Source organism: Sphingomonas sp. S-NIH.Pt3_0716 (assembly GCF_003950715.1).
GTDB lineage: Bacteria > Pseudomonadota > Alphaproteobacteria > Sphingomonadales > Sphingomonadaceae > Sphingobium > Sphingobium yanoikuyae_A.
In genome coordinates this window covers 46,654-64,693 of the sequence record NZ_QLJK01000003.1, presented here as the reverse complement: position 1 = coordinate 64,693, position 18,040 = coordinate 46,654, and the positions used below count along the sequence as shown (strand labels likewise).

At 64.3% G+C, this 18,040-nt stretch carries 18 protein-coding genes, 1 pseudogene and 1 riboswitch; of the genes and pseudogenes, 13 read left to right on the top strand and 6 right to left on the bottom strand.

Annotated features, from left to right (window positions below):
* Positions 1-78 precede the first annotated feature (78 nt).
* From BRX37_RS03030 to BRX37_RS03020, 3 genes are all read left to right on the top strand, one after another.
* Positions 79-1,242 (top strand): CaiB/BaiF CoA transferase family protein, encoded by a 1,164-nt coding sequence (locus BRX37_RS03030; RefSeq protein WP_125985596.1) that lies wholly within the window; start codon positions 79-81, stop codon positions 1,240-1,242.
* 103 nt (positions 1,243-1,345) lie between these two features.
* Complete coding sequence (locus BRX37_RS03025; protein ID WP_010335464.1) at positions 1,346-2,728, top strand: aromatic ring-hydroxylating oxygenase subunit alpha; 1,383 nt, start codon at positions 1,346-1,348, stop codon at positions 2,726-2,728.
* A 19-nt stretch (positions 2,729-2,747) separates the two neighbouring features.
* Positions 2,748-3,668 (top strand): TIGR03619 family F420-dependent LLM class oxidoreductase, encoded by a 921-nt coding sequence (locus BRX37_RS03020; protein WP_125985459.1) that lies wholly within the window; start codon positions 2,748-2,750, stop codon positions 3,666-3,668.
* 70 nt (positions 3,669-3,738) lie between these two features.
* Here the strand turns inward: BRX37_RS03020 and BRX37_RS03015 are convergent, their stop codons facing one another.
* Positions 3,739-4,653: an acyl-CoA dehydrogenase family protein gene (locus BRX37_RS03015; RefSeq protein ID WP_125985458.1), complete on the bottom strand. Its 915-nt coding sequence runs from the start codon at positions 4,651-4,653 to the stop codon at positions 3,739-3,741.
* Positions 4,653-5,798, bottom strand: a complete 1,146-nt coding sequence (locus BRX37_RS03010) for an acyl-CoA dehydrogenase family protein (protein ID WP_125985457.1) — start codon at positions 5,796-5,798, stop codon at positions 4,653-4,655. Before BRX37_RS03010 ends, BRX37_RS03015 begins: the two co-directional genes overlap by 1 nt.
* A 140-nt stretch (positions 5,799-5,938) precedes the next feature.
* Here BRX37_RS03010 and BRX37_RS03005 point away from each other — a divergent pair, with 140 nt between their 5' ends.
* The 4 genes from BRX37_RS03005 to BRX37_RS02985 all read left to right on the top strand — a co-directional run bounded on the left by BRX37_RS03005 (position 5,939) and on the right by BRX37_RS02985 (position 10,834).
* Positions 5,939-6,253: a Rieske (2Fe-2S) protein gene (locus BRX37_RS03005; protein ID WP_125985456.1), complete on the top strand. Its 315-nt coding sequence runs from the start codon at positions 5,939-5,941 to the stop codon at positions 6,251-6,253.
* A 239-nt stretch (positions 6,254-6,492) separates the two neighbouring features.
* Positions 6,493-7,701, top strand: coding sequence for an acyl-CoA dehydrogenase family protein (locus BRX37_RS02995; RefSeq protein ID WP_125985455.1), 1,209 nt, complete (start codon positions 6,493-6,495; stop codon positions 7,699-7,701).
* Positions 7,698-8,678, top strand: coding sequence for an acyl-CoA dehydrogenase family protein (locus BRX37_RS02990; RefSeq protein ID WP_125985454.1), 981 nt, complete (start codon positions 7,698-7,700; stop codon positions 8,676-8,678). The genes BRX37_RS02995 and BRX37_RS02990 overlap by 4 nt, the downstream gene beginning before the upstream one ends.
* Before the next feature lie 47 nt (positions 8,679-8,725).
* Positions 8,726-10,834: a hypothetical protein gene (locus BRX37_RS02985; RefSeq protein WP_318276579.1), complete on the top strand. Its 2,109-nt coding sequence runs from the start codon at positions 8,726-8,728 to the stop codon at positions 10,832-10,834.
* Between the two features lie 40 nt (positions 10,835-10,874).
* Here the strand turns inward: BRX37_RS02985 and BRX37_RS02980 are convergent, their stop codons facing one another.
* Positions 10,875-11,417, bottom strand: coding sequence for an Ivy family c-type lysozyme inhibitor (locus BRX37_RS02980; protein WP_125985452.1), 543 nt, complete (start codon positions 11,415-11,417; stop codon positions 10,875-10,877).
* A gap of 146 nt (positions 11,418-11,563) precedes the next feature.
* Here BRX37_RS02980 and BRX37_RS02975 point away from each other — a divergent pair, with 146 nt between their 5' ends.
* Both BRX37_RS02975 and BRX37_RS02970 read left to right on the top strand, forming a co-directional pair.
* Entirely contained in the window at positions 11,564-12,007 is a 444-nt protein-coding gene (locus BRX37_RS02975) for a hypothetical protein (protein WP_125985451.1), read from the top strand.
* Positions 12,008-12,149: 142 nt separating this feature from the next.
* On the top strand, positions 12,150-12,809 hold the full coding sequence (locus tag BRX37_RS02970) for a DUF6891 domain-containing protein (RefSeq protein WP_069335496.1): 660 nt from the start codon (positions 12,150-12,152) through the stop codon (positions 12,807-12,809).
* Between the two features lie 28 nt (positions 12,810-12,837).
* On the opposite strand, the gene BRX37_RS02965 is transcribed toward BRX37_RS02970, so the two are convergent.
* Positions 12,838-13,239: a hypothetical protein gene (locus BRX37_RS02965; RefSeq protein ID WP_125985450.1), complete on the bottom strand. Its 402-nt coding sequence runs from the start codon at positions 13,237-13,239 to the stop codon at positions 12,838-12,840.
* 268 nt (positions 13,240-13,507) lie between these two features.
* Positions 13,508-13,654, bottom strand: a pseudogene (locus BRX37_RS27210) (LysR family transcriptional regulator); the annotation flags it as partial.
* A 136-nt stretch (positions 13,655-13,790) separates the two neighbouring features.
* On the opposite strand from BRX37_RS27210, the gene BRX37_RS02955 reads away from it, so the two are divergent.
* The 3 genes from BRX37_RS02955 to BRX37_RS27555 are packed head-to-tail and all read left to right on the top strand — an operon-like array spanning position 13,791 to position 14,979.
* Positions 13,791-14,045 carry a type II toxin-antitoxin system Phd/YefM family antitoxin gene (locus BRX37_RS02955; protein ID WP_017500001.1) on the top strand — a complete coding sequence of 85 codons (255 nt, stop codon included), beginning with the start codon at positions 13,791-13,793 and terminating at the stop codon, positions 14,043-14,045.
* Positions 14,042-14,308: a Txe/YoeB family addiction module toxin gene (locus BRX37_RS02950; RefSeq protein ID WP_125985449.1), complete on the top strand. Its 267-nt coding sequence runs from the start codon at positions 14,042-14,044 to the stop codon at positions 14,306-14,308. The genes BRX37_RS02955 and BRX37_RS02950 overlap by 4 nt, the downstream gene beginning before the upstream one ends.
* A gap of 38 nt (positions 14,309-14,346) precedes the next feature.
* The gene (locus tag BRX37_RS27555) at positions 14,347-14,979 is read left to right on the top strand and encodes a biosynthetic peptidoglycan transglycosylase (protein ID WP_125985448.1); all 633 of its coding nucleotides are present in this window, start codon (positions 14,347-14,349) and stop codon (positions 14,977-14,979) included.
* A gap of 605 nt (positions 14,980-15,584) precedes the next feature.
* Here the strand turns inward: BRX37_RS27555 and thiC are convergent.
* The gene (gene thiC / locus BRX37_RS02940; RefSeq protein WP_125985447.1) at positions 15,585-17,480 is read right to left on the bottom strand and encodes a phosphomethylpyrimidine synthase ThiC; all 1,896 of its coding nucleotides are present in this window, start codon (positions 17,478-17,480) and stop codon (positions 15,585-15,587) included.
* 54 nt (positions 17,481-17,534) lie between these two features.
* Positions 17,535-17,644, bottom strand: a riboswitch (TPP riboswitch).
* A gap of 108 nt (positions 17,645-17,752) precedes the next feature.
* Here thiC and BRX37_RS02935 point away from each other — a divergent pair.
* Entirely contained in the window at positions 17,753-18,037 is a 285-nt protein-coding gene (locus BRX37_RS02935) for a hypothetical protein (protein WP_234831857.1), read from the top strand.
* Positions 18,038-18,040 lie beyond the last annotated feature (3 nt).

The window sequence follows — 18,040 nt, the reverse complement described above, 5'->3', positions numbered from 1 at the left end:
ATCGGTGGGGCGAAGGGGTTGCGCGTGGATTTCGCCGCGCCCTTGGCCTAGCCCCAAGGCAGTTATGGGGAGAGGATGATGGACGCGACGCACATGCCGAAAGGGCCGCTGGCCGGGATCCGCGTGGTGGACCTGACGGCGATGGTATTCGGCCCCTATGCGACCCAGATCATGGCCGACATGGGCGCCGACGTGATCAAGATCGAGCCGCCGGCGGGCGATGCGACGCGCTATATCAATGCCGGGCCGACGCCCGAGCTGGGCGGCGTCTTCACCAACGTCAATCGCGGCAAGCGCAGCCTGGTGCTGGACCTGCGGCAGGAGGAGGACAAGGCGACGCTGCGCGCGCTGATCGCCACCGCCGATGTCTTCATCCATTCGATGCGCGGCAAGGCGATCGCCAAGCTGGGCTTCGACTATCAGGCGGTGAAGGCAATCAAATCCGACATCGTCTACACCAATTGCTATGGCTATAGCCGGCGCGGGCCGGACGGCGACAAGCCTGCCTATGACGACACGATCCAGGCCGAATGCGGCATCCCGCATTTGCAGCAGCTGATGACCGGCAAGCCCGATTTCATGGCGACGATCATCGCCGACAAGGTGGCGGGCCTCACCGGCCTCTATGCGACGATGATGGCGCTGTTCCATCGCGAGCGCACCGGCGAGGGGCAGGAGGTGGAAGTCTCCATGTTCGAGACCATGGCCTCCTTCATGCTGACCGAACATGCCAGCGGCATGCTGTTCGAGCCGCCGCTGGGGCCGGCCCATTATCACCGCGTCGTCGCCCGCAACCGCAAGCCCTATGCGACCAAGGACGGCCATGTCGCCGCGCTGGTCTATAATGACAAGCATTGGAACGCCTTCGTCGCGGCGGTGAACCCGCCCTGGGCGACCGAGGAGTTCGACACGCTGGCCAAGCGGGCGAAGCAGATCGACCGGGTCTATGGCCTGCTAGGCGAAACCTTTGCCGAGCGGACGACGCAGGAATGGCTTGAGCTGCTGGAGGTGCTGCATATCCCGGCCGCGCCGCTGCGCACCACGGACGAACTGTTCGACAATGCGCATCTCAACGCGATCGGCTTCTTCGAGACGGTGGAGACGCCGCAGGGGCCGGTGCGCTTCCCCGGCGTGCCGACCTGGTTCTCGCAAACGCCGGGCCGGGTCGCAGGCGGCGCGCCGGAACTGGGCGCGCACAGCCGGGAGGTGCTGGACGAACTGGGCGCGGCCGTCCATCGGTAGGGCGATGGGTTGGGGCGCTGCCTTGGCGCTCCCCGGCCCAGCCTTTACCACTTCATCCAAGCAAGAAATCTGGGTGAGGCATGGCATGGTTGAGGCTGCTGAAATGACGCGTGCGGGCTTCCCGCTGGAAATCAGCGATCCCGAGCGCATTCCCACGGCACGCTATTATGACGCGGATTTCTATCGCCGCGAATGCGAGGAATTGTGGCCCCATGTCTGGCAGATGGCCTGCCGCGTGGAGCAGGTGCCGGAGGTCGGCGACTGGATCGAATATAGCAATCTGGGCAAATCCGTCATCATCGTGCGGACCAAGGATGGGATCAGCGCCTATCATAATGCCTGCCGCCATCGCGGCGTGCCGCTGACCGAGGGCAGTCATGGCAATTGCAAGGGCAAAGGCTTCATCTGCCCCTTTCATGGCTGGCGCTGGAATATCGAGGGCAAGAATACCTTCGTCTATGGCCGGCACATGTTCAGCGAGCATCAGCTGGACGAGCAGGATCTGGCCCTGCGCCCGTGCCGCACCGAGATCGAGATGGGCTGCGTCTTCATCAATTTCGACGATGACGCGCCGTCGCTGCGCGAACAGCTCGGCCCGCTCGCGGTGGGGCTCGACGCCTATAATGCCGACAAGATGCGCGCCGAATGGTGTTTCGGCACGGTGCTGCCGGCCAATTGGAAGGTCGCGATGGAAGCCTTCATGGAAGGCTATCATGTCATGCGCACCCACCCGCAACTGCAGCAGAAGGTGCCGATCCTCTACAACATGATGTACGGCATGGACACGGGCGGGATCGGCGTGCCGATCAATCCCAACCGGTCGATGAAGGAAAATATCGTCGACCAGGTCGACCATATGCAGCTGCTGAGCGAGGGCATGGCCGGCATGTGCCATGCCAAGGATGTCGCGGTCGCCCGCACGCTGATCGACGTCGAACTGCCCGAAGACCCGCAACAGGCGATCATGCACTGGTTCGGCATGGTCAATCATTGCGTGACCCAGGCCGGGCAGGCGCGCGGCGAACCCACGCCCGATCTCAACAAGCTGGCGGTGGAAACCCCGGTCAAGTCGGTGGAATTCATCTTCCCCAACTATTTCCTGCTGCCTTTCCTCTCCAGCATGGCGGCCTATCGCATCCGCCCGCTCGGCCCGGAAAGCTGCATGTTCGAACTCTGGTCGCTGACCCATTTCCCCGAAGGACAGGAGCCGCCGGTGGTGATGGAGCCGGTGATGCTGCCTTATGACAGCGACCAATTCCCGATGATCCCGCGCCAGGATTATTCCAACATCCCGTTGCAGCAGAAGGGGCTGCATGCCGAGGGTTTCGACTTCATGCGCCTGTCCAAGGTGATCGAGGGGCTGATCAGCAATTATCAGCGGATCATCGACGGCTATATCCGGCATGAACCCATGGACAAGCTGAGCGCGGCGACGCAGAAGCTGGCCGGCAATTTCGACGGGCCGGTGCTCGACCTGGGCTTCTGAGCCGGCGGGAGGCGGGGTCATGAAATTCGCCTTCGGCATGCCCCGGCTGATCGAGCTGAAGGCGACGATGCAGCCCTGGGAATTGTCGGTCACGGGCGCGGACCAGACGCGGCTGGCGAAGCTGGCCGATGACCTGGGTTACGACATGATCAGCGTGCCGGAACATTTCCTGATCCCGCGCGCCCATGTCGACCTGTCGGGGCCGCATCATTTCCATGCCTATGCGGCGATGGGCTATTATGCCGGGGCGACCAGCCACATCCGCATCAACAGCTCGATCGCGATCCTGCCGCTGCAGCATCCCGCGATTACCGCCAAGGCGCTGTCGACGATCGACTGGCTGTCGGGCGGCCGGGCGATGGTGACCTTTGGCGCGGGCTGGCTGGAGCAGGAGTTCGACCTGCTCGGCGTCCCCTTTCACCAGCGCGGGCGGATGTGCGACGAATATCTGGCCGCGATCGTCGAGCTTTGGACCAGCGACGATCCGCAATTCGAGGGCGAGTTCGTCTCTTTCCGCGATGTCGCCTTTGCCCCGCGCCCGGTGCAGCAGCCGCATCTGCCGATCTGGATGGGCGGGGAGGCCGACGCGGTGCTGAAGCGCGCCGCGCGCCATGCCAGTGGCTGGTGGCCCTATCTGACGAAACCCGAGGATATTCCGGCCAAGATCGACTTCGTCAAGTCGCAGCCGGGCTATGACGGCCGTCCGTTCGACGTGATGTACGGCTTTGCCACCAGCCGGGTCGGCGAGGGGCATGCCGTGGTCGATGATCCGCGCGCCCGGCCGGGCATGACCGCACCGGAGATCATCGACCGGCTCGGCTGGTTCGCGACGCTGGGCGTCACCATGAGTTCGGTGCCGATCCCGGCGGTGCGCAGCATCAGCGAATATGAGGATTATGCCCGCTGGGTGATCGAGGAGATCAAGCCGAAGCTGGGCTAGAGCCTGATCGTCTGAGGTGAAAGCGCACCGCGCTTTCACCGATGGCGTGAATCAGGCTCTCTCAAGGATTCTAACCCCAAAGCGCGTCGGCGGCGGCGAGCGCCTGGCCGCCGCGTCCGCCGAGGTCGCCGATCAGCGCCTTGAGCCGATAGGTCCACAGGTGCAGCGGATGCTCCAGCGTCATGCCCATGGCGCCGAGGAACTGGTGGAAGTCATAGACGCAACTGCGTGCCGATTCCTGCGCATGGAGTGCCGCCAGCGCCGCGTCGCCGGCATCCAGCGTGGCCGCCGCCTTCATCGCCAGCCAGTAGAGGCCATTGGCGCGCACCTGCGCCTCGGCCAGGCGATGGCGCAGCGCCTGGAAGGTGGCGAGCGGGCGGCCGAACTGCTGGCGATCGGTGACATAGGTGGTCGTGCTGTCGAGCGCGGCGGCGAGCAGGCCCGCCGCCTCGGCCGCCAGCGCCACGCGCCAGCGGGTGCGGATGTCGTCGGCCGACACGGCGTGATTGGTGAGGTCTTCCGGCTGGGCGATCAGGCTGCCCATCGGATAGGCATAAAGCGCTTCGGGTTCGGCCCGGACATGCTCGGGGCCGGCGACGAAGCTACGCACCCGGTCAGGCCCGACCAGCAGCACCGTCGCGCCCGACGCAAGGAAGCGGACCGGGCGATGGGTCTTGCCTTCCTCCACCAGGCAGAGCGGGCGCGGCGTCGCATCACCCAGCAGCGGGCGGATAAGGGCACTGGCCGCCGCCTCCACCGTCTGGGGCAGGCGCGCCAGCCGCTCGACCACCAGGGCAGCGCTGATCGCGCCGAGATCGGGATCGAAACCGATGTCGAGGAAGCCGCCTTCGGTCAGGTCGCGGTCGAGCGCCTCGCTGGCGAGGGCAAAGCCGGCCTCATGCAGCGTCGCGCCGGCATAGGGCCGGGTCAGCGTGTCGATCGCGTCGAGGATCGCGATCTGATCGTCGGTCAGGGACAGGTTCATCAGCGCGGCTCCCGTGGCAGTTTGAGCACATCGCTGGCGATGATGTTGAGCTGGATCTCCGCCGCGCCGGCGGCGATGCCCGCGACGATCCCGCGCTGATGATGCATCTTGAGATAGGGATGGGCGTCGGCCAGTGCCTGCGGCAGATATTCGACGATGAATTCGCATACCCGCCGTTCGGCCATCACCGTGGCGAAACGGGCGGAGCTGGATTCGGCGCCGATCGCCTCGCCCCGGCAGCGGCGGTCGACGATCGCATAGCTGGCCATCCGTGCGGCTTCGCAGAGCGCAGCGGCATGGGCGGCTTCGATCCGCACCGCTTCGCCGGCAAATTCGCCCTGTGCCTGGAGCAGCGCCACCGCCCGGTCGAGCGCGGCGCGGGCGAGGGCATAGCGGGGAATGCCGAGCCGCTCATTGGTCAGCGAATAGCCGATGATTTCCCAGGCTTGGCCTTCCTCGCCGAGTCGCGCTTCCACCGGCACGACGATATCGTCGAAGAAGACTTCGTGAATGTCGCCCTCGCCGATCAGCGAGGGGATTTGCCGTACGGTGATGCCGGGCGTGTCCATCGGCACCAGCAGGATGGAAATGCCCTGCTTGCGATCGTCGCTGGTGCGGCAGACCAGGAAACAGGTGTCGGCCAGGCCCGCATAGCTGGTCCAGATCTTCTGCCCCGACACGCGATAGACATCGCCGTCGCGGGTCGCGCGGGTGCGCAGCGAGGCGAGGTCGGAACCGGAACCGGGTTCGGAAAAGCCCTGGCACCAGAGCGCCTGGCCGCCGGTGATGGCGGGCAAATACTGGGCTTTCTGCGCCTCCGATCCGTAGCGGATCAGCGTCGGCCCGACCCAGTTGACGTTCATATATTGGCCGCCGCGCGGTTCGCCGGCGATCCACATTTCCTCGGCCAATATGGTCTGGTGCCAGGGATCGAGCCCCTGGCCGCCAATCTCCCTGGCCCAGTGCGGGGTCAGCAGCCCTTCGTCGGCCAGGCGCCCGCAAAAGGTGCGGGCATAGTCGGTCAGTGCCGGGGAAGCCGGGCCATGTTGCGAGAAACGCTCCCAATCCTGCGGCAGCGTCGCGGCGAGAAAGTCGCGCAACCGCTGGCGAAAAGCCTCTTCATCCTGCGTCCATTCAAAATTCATTGGTCCACGCATCCCCTGCCGAACAGGGATGCGATACTGAAGAGCGGCGCGGCGCGACAGGGCGGCGGGCAAGAGAACGCCCCGGTGATGGGCATGGGCCGGGCCTTGCCGCGCTCCACGAGCTTGGGCAGCTTTCGGGCATGAGCGAGCGCGATTTCAAAATGGCAGCCTCCCTGGATGAGGTGCCGCTGGGCAAGACCAGGGCCGTAACCATCGACGGCCAGACTATCCTGTTGTGCAACAGCGACGGACAGATTCACGCCATCGCCGCGCTCTGCTCCCATGCCGACGAACCGCTCGCCTGCGGTCGCATCCGCCTGGGCTGGATTGCCTGCCCGGCCCATGGTGCCCGGTTCGACCTGGAGACCGGCGCGCCGCTGACCGGCCCGGCGAGCGAACCGATCGCCACCTATCCCGTCCGCATCGTCGACGACATGATCGAGGTGGGGATCTAGTCCCGTTTCCCTTCTCGTCATCCTGACGGATGTCAGGATCCATTCGGCGCTACGGTTGAGAGCAAGCGCTGAATGGATCCCGGATCAAGTCCGGGATGACGGAGGAGGTGGTTGCGTCGTTGCGTGTCCGATCGAAGGAAGGGCCTCCCAGCCATCGCCTTGGGGATATCGCCTGCCGCCATCTTGCGGGGGGCGGCGCAATTGGGCCTAGCGTCGGGGATGAGAGGAACCGGAACGGGATGGAGGGGCAGGCTTTGACCGACGCGCTCGACGGGCTGCGGCTGGAGGTGCGCCAGTGGCTGGCCGACAATGCGCCGCACGGCTGGCGCGAGCGCAGCAGCAGCGAGGCCGCCTTCCTGCAAATCCAGCGCGACTGGTTCGCGAAGCTGGTCGAGGGCGGCTATGCCGTGCCGCACTGGCCGGCCCAATGGCCCGGCGGCGGCCGCTCGCTTGCCGAACAGAAGATCCTCTACGAGGAACTGGCCCGCGCCGACACGCCGCGGCTGCTGCTGTCCTTCATGTCGACCTATCATGCCGCCTGCACCCTGTTCGAATGGGCGAGCGAGGCGCAGCAGGCGCTACTGATCCCGCGCATCCTGGCCGGCGAAATCTGGTGCCAGGGCTTTTCCGAGCCCAATGCCGGGTCCGACCTCGCCAATGTCCGCACCCGCGCCGAGCGGGTCGGCGACCATTATGTCGTCAACGGGCAGAAGCTGTGGTCGACCATGGGCCAGTTCGCGGACAAATGCCTGTTGCTGGTGCGCACCAGCAATGATGGACCGAAACAGGCGGGCCTCACCTATCTGCTGCTCGACCTCAAGGCGTCGGGCGTTACCGCGCGGCCGATTCATCAGATTCATGGCGACGAGGAATTTGCCGAGCTGTTCCTCGACAATGTCGAGATTCCCGTCAGCGACCGGTTGGGTGCAGAGGGGCAGGGTTGGGCCGTGGCGCAATCCACCCTCTCGTCCGAACGTGGCCTGACCCTGCTGGAACTGAGCGCCCGGCTGCGTGGCGCCTTGTGGCGGCTAGGCGACCTGATCCGCGCGCAGGGCCGGCAGGACGATCAGGGCATAGTGCGGGACTTTGGCCGGCTGAGCGCCAAGGTGGACGCGACCTGTGCCGTCGCCGACCAGTTCCTCGCCAACCGCATTGCCGGGATCGAGCGGGTCGGCGATGCGTCGATCGTCAAGCTGTCCTATTCGCGCACGCTGCGGGAATTCACATCGCTCGGGATTCGGCTGGGCGGCATCGACGCGCAATATCACAGCCCGATCACCTTTGGCGGCGGCATGGAAACCGGCAACTGGATGGCGGATTTCATGAACAGCTATGCCTGGACCATCGCCGGCGGCAGTGACGAGGTGCAACGCAACATCATCGCCGAACGGCTGGTGGGCATGCCGCGCGAACCCAAAAGCTGGACGCTGAAGGAGGGCGCGGCATGACCATGACCCGCGCGGAAGTGCAGGACGCGGCCGACAAGGCGTTCGGCCAGAGCGATCTGGCCCCGGATGCGGCGCAGAGCTGGGCGCTGATCGCCGAGATGGGCTGGCTGATGATGGGCGTGCCGGAGGAACTGGGCGGCCTGGGCCTCGGCCGCGAGGCGGCGGGCGTCATCCATCAGGGCGTGGGCAAGGCACTGGTGCCCGGCCCCGTGCTGGCGCAGATGCTGACGATCGAGGCGCTGGCGGCGGCCCATGACCTGCCCGAGCGCGACGCGCTGATCGCCGACGCCATGGCCGGCGAGGTGATGACCGCGTCGCTGGCGGGCGGGCTGGACGGCGCCGACCGGCTGACCTGCGTGCCCGATGCCGATACCGCCAGCCATGTTTTGCACGTCACCGACGATCGGGTGGCACTGGTGCCGGCCGAGCAGGTTTCCGTCACCTATCGTGCCGGATGGGACAAGAGCCGGCGCCTGTTCGATGTCGTCCTTGAAGGCCCCGGCCTTACTCTGGCGCAGGGCGGTGCCGCCAGCGCGCTGGCCGATCGGATCGAGGCGCTGCGCCTCTTCTGTCTGGCGGGCGACAGCCTGGGCGGCGCGGAGGCGGCGCTGGCGATGACCGTCGCCTATCTCGAAACCCGGCAGCAGTTCGACCGGCCGCTGGCGCTGTTCCAGGCGCTCAAGCATCGCGTCGCCGACATGCGGACGCAACTGACCGCCGCCGATGCCCTGTTCTGGAGCCGGGCGCAGCAGGCTGACGTCGATATCATCGCCCTGGGCGCGCTCAAGGCGCTGGCCTGCGCCGTCTATCGGCTGGTCGCGGAAGAGGCGATCCAGCTCCACGGCGGCATCGGCCTCACCATGGAACATCCCTGTCACCTGTTCCTGAAGCGCGCGATGCTCAATTGCGCGCTCGGCGGCGATGCGGATCATTGGGACGAACGGACCGGCAGGGCGGCGCTGGAGGCCGCAGCCTGAACCGGCAAAAGGGAGAGGAAGCGATGCGTCGATCGATTGCAATGGGCATGACAGCCCTGTCAGCGGTGCTGATGGCCGGCATGGGCAGCATGGCCGGGGCACAGCAGGGTAGCGCGCCTGCAAGCGCAGCCGAAGACCCGCTCTTCACCCAGCCCTATATCGACATCGACGAATGGCGCGATGCGCCGGTGCGGCACCGCTATGTCCATGGCGGGTTCAAGGGCACGGAGACCCGCTTCTCCTTCTATTTCCCCGACAAGGCGCACTATCAGGGCCGCTTCTTCCAGCATATCACGCCGGTCCCGGATGACGAGAATCTGGCGCAGAAGCTGACCGATGGCGAGGAAAATTATATCGGCTTCTCGATCGCGTCGGGCGGCTATTATGTCGAGACCAATGGCGGCGGCCGCGACCAGGTGGGCATGCCGGGCAAGCCCAATGACTTCACCATCGCCGCCTATCGCGCCAATGCGGCATCGGCCCGCTATTCGCGCGTGGTCGCGCAACAGATGTACGGCGGCAAGCGCCCTTATGGCTATGCCTTTGGCGGCAGCGGCGGCGGGTTCCGCACGGTCGGGTCGATCGAGAATACCACCGGCGTGTGGGACGGTGTCGTCCCCTATGTGCTGGGATCGCCGATGGCGCCGCCCAACATGTTCTCCGTGCGAATGCGCGCAATGCGGGTGCTCAATGACAAATTCCCGCAGATATTGGACGCGGTGGAGCCGGGCGGCAGCGGCGATCCCTATGCCGGGCTGACGCCGCAGCAGGCGTCGGTGTTGCGCGAAGTGACGGCGATGGGTTTCCCGACGCCCAGCTGGTTTGGCTGGAAGACGATGGGCATCCATGGCTTTGCCGCCCTTTATGGCGGGATGGTGATGGCCGATGCCGGCTATTTTACCGATTTCTGGACCAAGCCGGGCTATCTTGGCCATGATAATCCCAAGAGTTTCGAGCGCTATCGGTTGCAGCATGACGCGACCATCGCCGCGCCGATCAGCGCGGCGCAGGCGGCGGACCTGAAGCTCGACACCCGCATCACCGATGGCGCGGCCAATGTCGACAATGCCTTTGCCGCGCTGCAGGGCCGGGCGGCACAGCGCATCGTCGCCTTCCGCCTATCGAGCCCGCCACCCGCCACCTATTTCGTCGGCGGTGACCTGATCGTCGGGTCGGGCGCGGCGCAGGGCAAGCGGCTGACGATCAACCGCATCGCCGGCAATGTCGTGATCCTGGGCGTGGTCGATGACGCCACCGTCGACCAGTTGAAGGCCGGCGACAAGGTGCGGGTCGACAACAGCAATTTCCTCGCCGCCGAAACCTATCACTGGCATCAGGTGCCGCCGGTCGATGCCGGCTATCCGGTCTGGGACCAATTTCGCGGGGCCGACGGCAAGCCGCTCTATCCGCAGCGCCCCTTCCTGCTCGGCCCGCTTTTCACCGCCGCGACCACTGGCAAGCCGATGGGCCAGCCGCCGATGACCGGGCAGTTCCAGGGCAAGATGATCCTGGTCGAAAATCTGTGGGATCGCGAAGCCATGCCCTGGCAGGGTGACTGGTATCGCCAGCGGGTGATCGCTGCGCAGGGCGCGGGCGCAGACCAGAATTTCCGCATCTGGTTCACCGACCATGCGCTGCATGGCGACAGCAGCAAGCAGGAAGACCCGACCCGCACGGTCAGCTATCTGGGCGTGCTGGAACAGGCGCTGCGCGACCTGTCCGCCTGGGTGGAAAAGGGCATCACCCCGCCCGCCAACACCGCCTATCGCATCGATCATGGCCAGGTGATCGTGCCGGCCGATGCGGCGGCACGGGGCGGCATCCAGCCGGTCGCCAGCGTCACCGCCAATGGCGCGGCCAAGGCGGTGGTGAAGCCCGGCACGGCCGTGACCTTCCGTGCGACCATCAGCGTACCGCCGGGCACCGGCCGGATCGTGTCGGCGGAATGGGATTTCGACGGCAGCGGCGCCTTTGCCGAGAAGGCGAAGCTGCCCGGCGGTTCGGGCAGCAGCCTGACCCTGACCACGCGCCACAGCTTCGCCGCGCCAGGCACCTATTTCCCCGCGCTGCGCATCGCGTCGGAGCGCAAGGGCGACGCCGCCACACCCTATGCCCGCATCCAGAATCTGGGCCGGGTGCGGGTCGTCGTCCAATAGCGGCAGAGGCGGCGCCGCATCATGTGGCGCCCCTGTCCCGTCAGTTCGACACGTCAGGGCATTGGCCCGGACGCTTTTCTTCCTTGCCGGCCTTGAACCAGCGGGTCGATTGGGCATCGACGGCCTCGTCATAATAGCAGACCTCGGCCGTGCCGCTGGCCGGATCAACCAGGGTCAGCCATTGGTGCGGGCCGCAATTATGGGTTTCGCACGACCAGGCCGCGACCTTGCCATCCACGGTCGTGATCGGCGAGGACGGGCCGCCATCCTCCAGCACCCATTTGCGCACCGCCTTGTCCGCGACCGCCGCCTTTACCGCCGCGACCACGGCGGGATCGTCATTCCAGCTATGGGCGCCGACCTTGTCGAAGGGATATTTGCCGACATAGGGGCTGAAGGCGTCCCCTTTGGAAGCGGCGGCATTGGTCGCGTTGGCGGCGTTGGCCATGGCATTTTCGACCGCGTTGACCGCATTGTCGGCGGCATTTTCCGCCGGGCTGCTCTTCTCGCCGCTGCAGGCGGCCAGCGCGGCAGACAGGAGGACGGGCAGGGTCAGGACGGTCCAGAGGCGGTGGCGGGTCATCGGCGGTCCTTTGCGCGAGGAGAATGCCCCCATGGTGGGGCGGGACGCGGCAGCGAGCAAGCGCGATTGCGCCACGGGCGCGGAAATTGGCGGCTGATCCGTCTGTAGGGGCAGATGATCTTCGATTGCGAAAGGCCCCTTGCCCGATGCGTTTCCCCCGTGCCCTAATCCTGCTCGCCGGCCTGGCCGCCGCGCCCGCCACCGCCCAGACCGCGGCACCCGCCGACGGCCCGCTGAAGGTGGAAAATTACTACCGCGTCAAATGGGGCGGGATGGGCCAGTTCCTGACCACCTATCACAAGCAGCATGAAGCGTTGCTGCGCGAGATGATGCGGCAGGGCTATATCAGCGAAGTCACGGTCGAGATGCCCTTCACCCATATGGGCGGCAGCACGCGGTGGGACGTGCGCACCACCATCGTCTACAAGCATGGCGCCGACGGCGTGGGCGCGGGCGAAGCATACAAGGCGGCGATGGCGGCGGCCAAGGCACGGATGTTCCCCGACAAGGCGGCGTTCGATGCCGAGGAGGCGAAGCGCATGGCGGTGACCGAGGATCATTGGGACGTGGTGCTGGAACCCGCGCCATAAGGATCGGCAGGCCATTTGGGGGCATCGCTGCGGCGGACCGTGAAGCTGTCGCGATTCATGGGTCAATTGCCCCCTTTTCCTTTGCCCGAAGCCACGCCATGTTGGAGCCGAGTAAAGTGCATCGCGGGAGGCAGGCAAACGCATGTTCGGCGCATTGTGGAAACGAATCTTCGGCAAGACCAACGCTCCCGAGCAAGAACCAGCCCTTCCCCCCTATGATCCGCTCGCGGCGCTGCGCGACCAGGTGTGGCGCGACGTCGCCGGGGGATTTCATGACGATGACGCGATCCTGACCGCCGCCCACGACACATTCGTCGAGGAACTGCCCGGCCCGACCCTGCGCCGCGAGGCATCGGCCGCGCTGCGCCAGGCGCTGGCCGAACATAATGCCGCCGAAAAGGCCTGGCCCGACATGACCGATTGCGACCGGCTGGACGCGGCCTTTGCCGCGCTGGAGGCGGAGGGCGTGATCGCGCGGCAGAATTTCACCTGCTGCGGCAGTTGCGGCGCGATCGAGATCTGGGACGAGATCGAGGAAGCGATCGGCGAAGGGCGCCCGGCCGAGGGTTATGCCTTTTTCCACATGCAGGACACCGAGGCGGCGGTGGAGGGCGAAGCGCTCTACCTCAATTACGGCGCCTGCGCAGCCGGCGAGGCGGCGGCGCTCGACATCGGCCGGCGGATCGCCGCCCAACTCGACGCGCATGACCTGGCGGTCGATTGGGACGGCAGCTGGAGCATGCGCATCCAGGTTGTGCTCGACTGGAAGAAGCGCCGCACCCTGCGCATGCTGGAGGCCTGAACCCCAGCGCCCCGGTGGCGGGGGGCCGTCACCATATCTCGACGCTCGGGTGGAAACCGCCCTCCTGCCCGCTATGGGTGGCATGCATGTTGATGCGCGTCGGCACGAAGCTGGTGCCGCGATATTCGGGTTCGATGGTCAGCCGGTCGACCAGCCCTTCGCGAGTGAAACGCTGCAACGTACCGGTGATCTGGTCGAGCGCCGCGCCAGCCTCCGGCGGGACATAGCTGATATTCGCCTTGCGCCTCGGCCCGCCCAGACGGATCGGGAAGAGATAGATGCGCACCAGCGCCCCGGTCGCCACCAGCGCCTCCGCCTGTTCGCGCGAGGTGACATGAGAAAAATCGGGCTTGGCCGCTGCCGGATCGGGCGCGCCGACGATGATCGCGGCGAGCAGCAGCGGCAATAACGAAGCGAGACGATGAACCATGGACTTCCTCCTCTGAGGACGAATCATGTTCGTTATTTGTTCTCATATTTTCGGCGATCCTGCAAGCCCGCACGGACGAAGGGCGCAGGGTCACACCCGAAGTTCACAGCGTTATCGACCTTTCCGGGGCATTTGCGCCCGTTTTGCACCGGCCGCGCGTCACCCACGCGCCTGCTCTGCATCAGAACGCGCCACCGGGGCGACGCATGTTGCGTCCATGATGCCCCGGTGACGCGACAGCTTTGCACCTGTTTTGCACCGATATGCCTCAGCGCCGCGTCGCGGTCTGCGGGCGAAGCTGGGTGGCGATCGGGTCGGCCATCGCCTGGGCATGGAGCGTCAGCGCGTTGCTCCAGTCCCGGTCGAAGGCAGTGCCGGCGAGGCGGCGGCGCAGGCGATGCGCGCTGGAGGGCGAGCGGGGAGGTTCTGTGTCATTCCCCAGGGTAGATCAGAGGATCGCCGTGTAGGACAGGGGATATTGGCGCCGGCGTGTCAGGGGGCGAGATGGTGGATATCTTGCGATTTTGTACATAATTTAGTACATATCCTTCATGCAGACCGTCAGCGTTTCCGAAACCCGCGCCAATCTCAAGGCCGTGCTCGACCGTGTCGTCGCCGACAAGGCGCCGATCCAGATCGTGCGGCCCAAGGGCGAAGGCGTGGTGATGATTTCGCAAAGCGAATGGGAGGGCATGCAGGAGACGCTGCACCTGTTGGCGTCGCCCGCCAATGCCCAGCATCTGCTGGAGGGCATCGGGCAACTGGATGCCGGGCTCGGCGAGGAGCATGAGCTGATCGCGCCGTGAAGATCGTCTTCGGGGGCCAGGCCTGGCGCGACTATGTCGCCTGGGCAGCGGATGATCCCAAGGTGTTGGCGCGGATCAACGCGCTGATCGAGGAATGCCGCCGCGATCCGTTTCGCGGCACGGGCAAGCCGGAGCCATTGCGGCAGAATCTGGCCGGCTGGTGGTCAAGGCGCATCACCGGCGAGCATCGGCTGGTCTATCGGGTCAGCGGATCAGGGGAGACGCAGGCGCTGGAAGTGCTGAGTTGCCGCTATCATTATTGAAGCATTGCAACCTATCAATAACTGCGCAAAATATCCTTATGCGTCCGCAAAAACCCAGTATCCGATCATCACTGATACGCATCCATCAGGTAATTTTGAAGATCGATTTAGAGCGTTGGGGGATCAACCAACAACCGCGCCTGACTAAATTGGAGAAGATGGTTCTGCTGTTGGAAGACAGACGGTTTTTCGAGCATGCAGGTGTGGACTGGTTGTCAGTTATAAGGGAAACGCAGCGCCTACTTACCCGCAAACGACACGGCGGCGCCAGCACCATCGACATGCAGCTTTTTCGGACAATTTCAGATCGCTATGAGCGAACGATACGTCGCAAAGTGAGGGAATGGTTCGGCACTGTGCTATTACAGCGCAAATTTACTAAGCTTGAGATATTACGAATATATTTGGGAGTCGCATATTTTGGCACGGGCCTCCGAGGGGCATTAGATGCTGCAAAAGCCCTATTTCCTGACGCCATCGATCCTTACGCTTGGCAGCTGGAGGATGAGGATTTAACGTTGGATCAAGCCGCACAGATTGCCGCCCTACTCGTGTATCCCAAACCGCGCATCCCCGACATTAACTGGCAGTCCAAAGTCCGTCGGCGAGCGAACTATGGATTGGCTCTCTATGCGAGACGTGAAAAGAAGCTTGATCAGATTTTGCGTTGACATCTTATCAAGCGCTTCAGCTTCGTAAGGTACTTTAACACCAAAATGCATCTGGCGATGCAAAATTTGCGCCTCCTTCATCATAGATTGTGTGAATTGAAAAAATTTTGCTCGCACGATTTTTACGTCGTTCAAAATTCTGTTCTTACTTCTTGATGAATTTCTAGAAATAAAACTTTCTATATTCCTATTTATTTCGGACAGTTCATTTTGCAAATTTTCAAATTCATACAATGATGCATTTCTAAATTTAGTACGAATAGAAAGCTCAATCGTGAGCAACCTCTCATTCCATTCAAGAACAATAGCTTTATACCGCTCTACCGCCTCACGGTGCAACGCACCGTCACTGGAAACAAGGCATAGTCTCTGGGATGCATAAAGGCGTCGACCAGCTAAATCTGATAATTGATCTGCGGCAGCTACCATCTGCTGATACATATCTTTGGAGGCTTCGAAAAACCTGGTTTCTTTCGACGCGCGCGCTTGCCAGCCGTGAGCTAATTTGGCGCCGACAATGCCGGTAAGCACAAACGCGAACAGAGCTTGGACAAGCGCGCTAAACATAAAAACCCCTAGCTGATCAGCTACCCATTAGTACTATCTCAATCATGCTCCCGACCGCCAGCGCCCATATAGAGTTCGCTGCCGGTTTCCTTGAAGAGTTTGCTCATCTCTTCCATGCCTTTCAAGGCCGCCGCCTTGCTGGCTTCGGCGACTTCGGCGCCGGTCAGGCCCGCCGCCAGGAAGCCGTCGGCGGGCTGGTTCTTCTTTGCCGCGAAATCCCTGACTTCCTGCGTGATTTTCATCGAGCAGAATTTGGGGCCGCACATGGAGCAGAAATGCGCCGACTTGGCGCCTTCGGCCGGCAGGGTCTGGTCGTGATATTGTTCGGCGGTGTCGGGATCGAGCGACAGGTTGAACTGGTCGCGCCAGCGGAACTCGAAACGGGCGCGGCTGAGCGCGTCGTCGCGGACCTTGGCGGCCGGATGCCCCTTGGCAAGATCGGCGGCGTGGGCGGCGAGCTTGTAGGTGACGACGCCGACCTTCACATCGTCGCGGTCGGGCAGGCCCAGATGCTCCTTGGGGGTGACGTAGCAGAGCATCGCCGTGCCATACCAGCCGATCTGTGCCGCGCCGATGCCTGACGTGATATGGTCATAGCCCGGCGCGATGTCGGTGGTGAGCGGCCCCAAGGTGTAGAAGGGCGCTTCACCGCAGACCTGCAGCTGCTTTTCCATATTCTCCTTGATCTTGTGCATGGGGACATGCCCCGGCCCTTCGATCATCACCTGCACATCCTGCTTCCAGGCGCGGTGGGTCAGTTCGCCCAGCGTGTAGAGTTCGGAGAATTGCGCTTCGTCATTGGCGTCGGCAATCGAGCCGGGGCGCAGGCCGTCGCCCAAGGAATAGGCGATGTCATAGGCCTTCATGATCTCCGTGATCTCGTCGAAATGATCGTAGAGGAAGCTCTCCTTGTGGTGCGCCAGGCACCATTTCGCCATGATCGAGCCGCCGCGCGAGACGATGCCGGTGACGCGCCTGGCCGCCATCGGGATGTAAGCCAGGCGTACGCCGGCATGGATGGTGAAATAGTCGACGCCCTGTTCGGCCTGTTCGATCAGCGTGTCGCGGAAGATGTCCCAGGTCAGTTCCTCGGCGATGCCGCCGACCTTTTCGAGCGCCTGATAGATGGGGACGGTGCCGATCGGCACGGGCGAGTTTCGGATGATCCATTCGCGGGTGTCGTGGATGTTGCGGCCGGTCGACAGGTCCATCACCGTGTCCGCGCCCCAGCGGATCGACCAGACCAGCTTGTCGACTTCGGACGCGACGTCGGAGGCGACCGCCGAATTGCCGATATTGGCGTTGATCTTCACCAGGAAATTGCGGCCGATCGCCATCGGCTCGGATTCCGGGTGGTTGATGTTCGACGGGATGATCGCGCGGCCACGGGCGACTTCATCGCGCACGAATTCCGGCGTTACATAGTCGGGGATCGATGCCCCCCAGCTTTCGCCGTCGCGGACATATTCGGCGAGGCGGGCACGGCCCAGATTTTCGCGCTCCGCGACATATTCCATTTCCGGGGTGATGATGCCGCGGCGGGCATAGTGCATCTGGGAGACGTTCTGGCCGGACTTGGCGCGCAGCGGGCGCTTCACCACGTTCGGGAAGGGCTGGACGCCGCCCGAACGGTCCGGCCCTTTCAGGCCATTATCCTCCGGCTTGATCGCGCGCGCGTCATATTCCTCGACATCGCCGCGCTCGCGGATCCAGTCGCGGCGCAACTGCTGCAGGCCCGCCATGATATCGATATGCGCGTCCGGATCGGTGTAGGGACCGGACGTGTCATAGACGCGGACCGGCGGCTCGCCGCTGCCCGGTTCCAGATGGATCTCGCGCATGGCGACCTTGCGCGGGCCGACATGGATCTTCTTCGAGCCGCGAATGGGCCCGGTGGTGACGCGCATTTCGGTGCGGGCGGGGACGTCTGCCATAACTTCTCTCTCCTTCAGGCGGAAAGAGAGTGCGGGCGGTGTCACGGGACGAGTGGCACGACGCGCTTCCCTCCCTACGCCAGTGTCAACTGGATCAGGTTCAGCGGGTCGCGGCCACAAAGCCGCCTCTCAACCGTCTGCGGACGGTCCCCCGGGGATATGGGCATTGGATAGCGCAAGCACAGCGGCAGGGGAAGCCCCTCGCGAGCCGATCGCCTTGCGCCGGGGCGATGGAGACCATAATTGGAAGGAGATCCAGCAAGAGGCCGATCGTGCAGAACAGCGCCCCACCCCATCCCGATTCCGAGAAGGCCCGGCGCAAGGCGTTGCGGCACGAGATGCGGATGGTGGCGGTGCGGCCGCGGCGCTGGGGGCTGTGGCTGCTGACGCTGGGTGCGCTGCTGCTGATCCTGCCGTCGGCCTTTGGCGTTCATAGCCTGATGGGCTGGTCGCCGATGCTGCTGGGGCTGGTCGCCTGTGCCGCGTCGCTGCCCTTGCTGGTGGCGGGGGCGGTGCTGCGGCGGCGCTATCTGAAGGGACAGTTCGCGCGGGATTGAGGA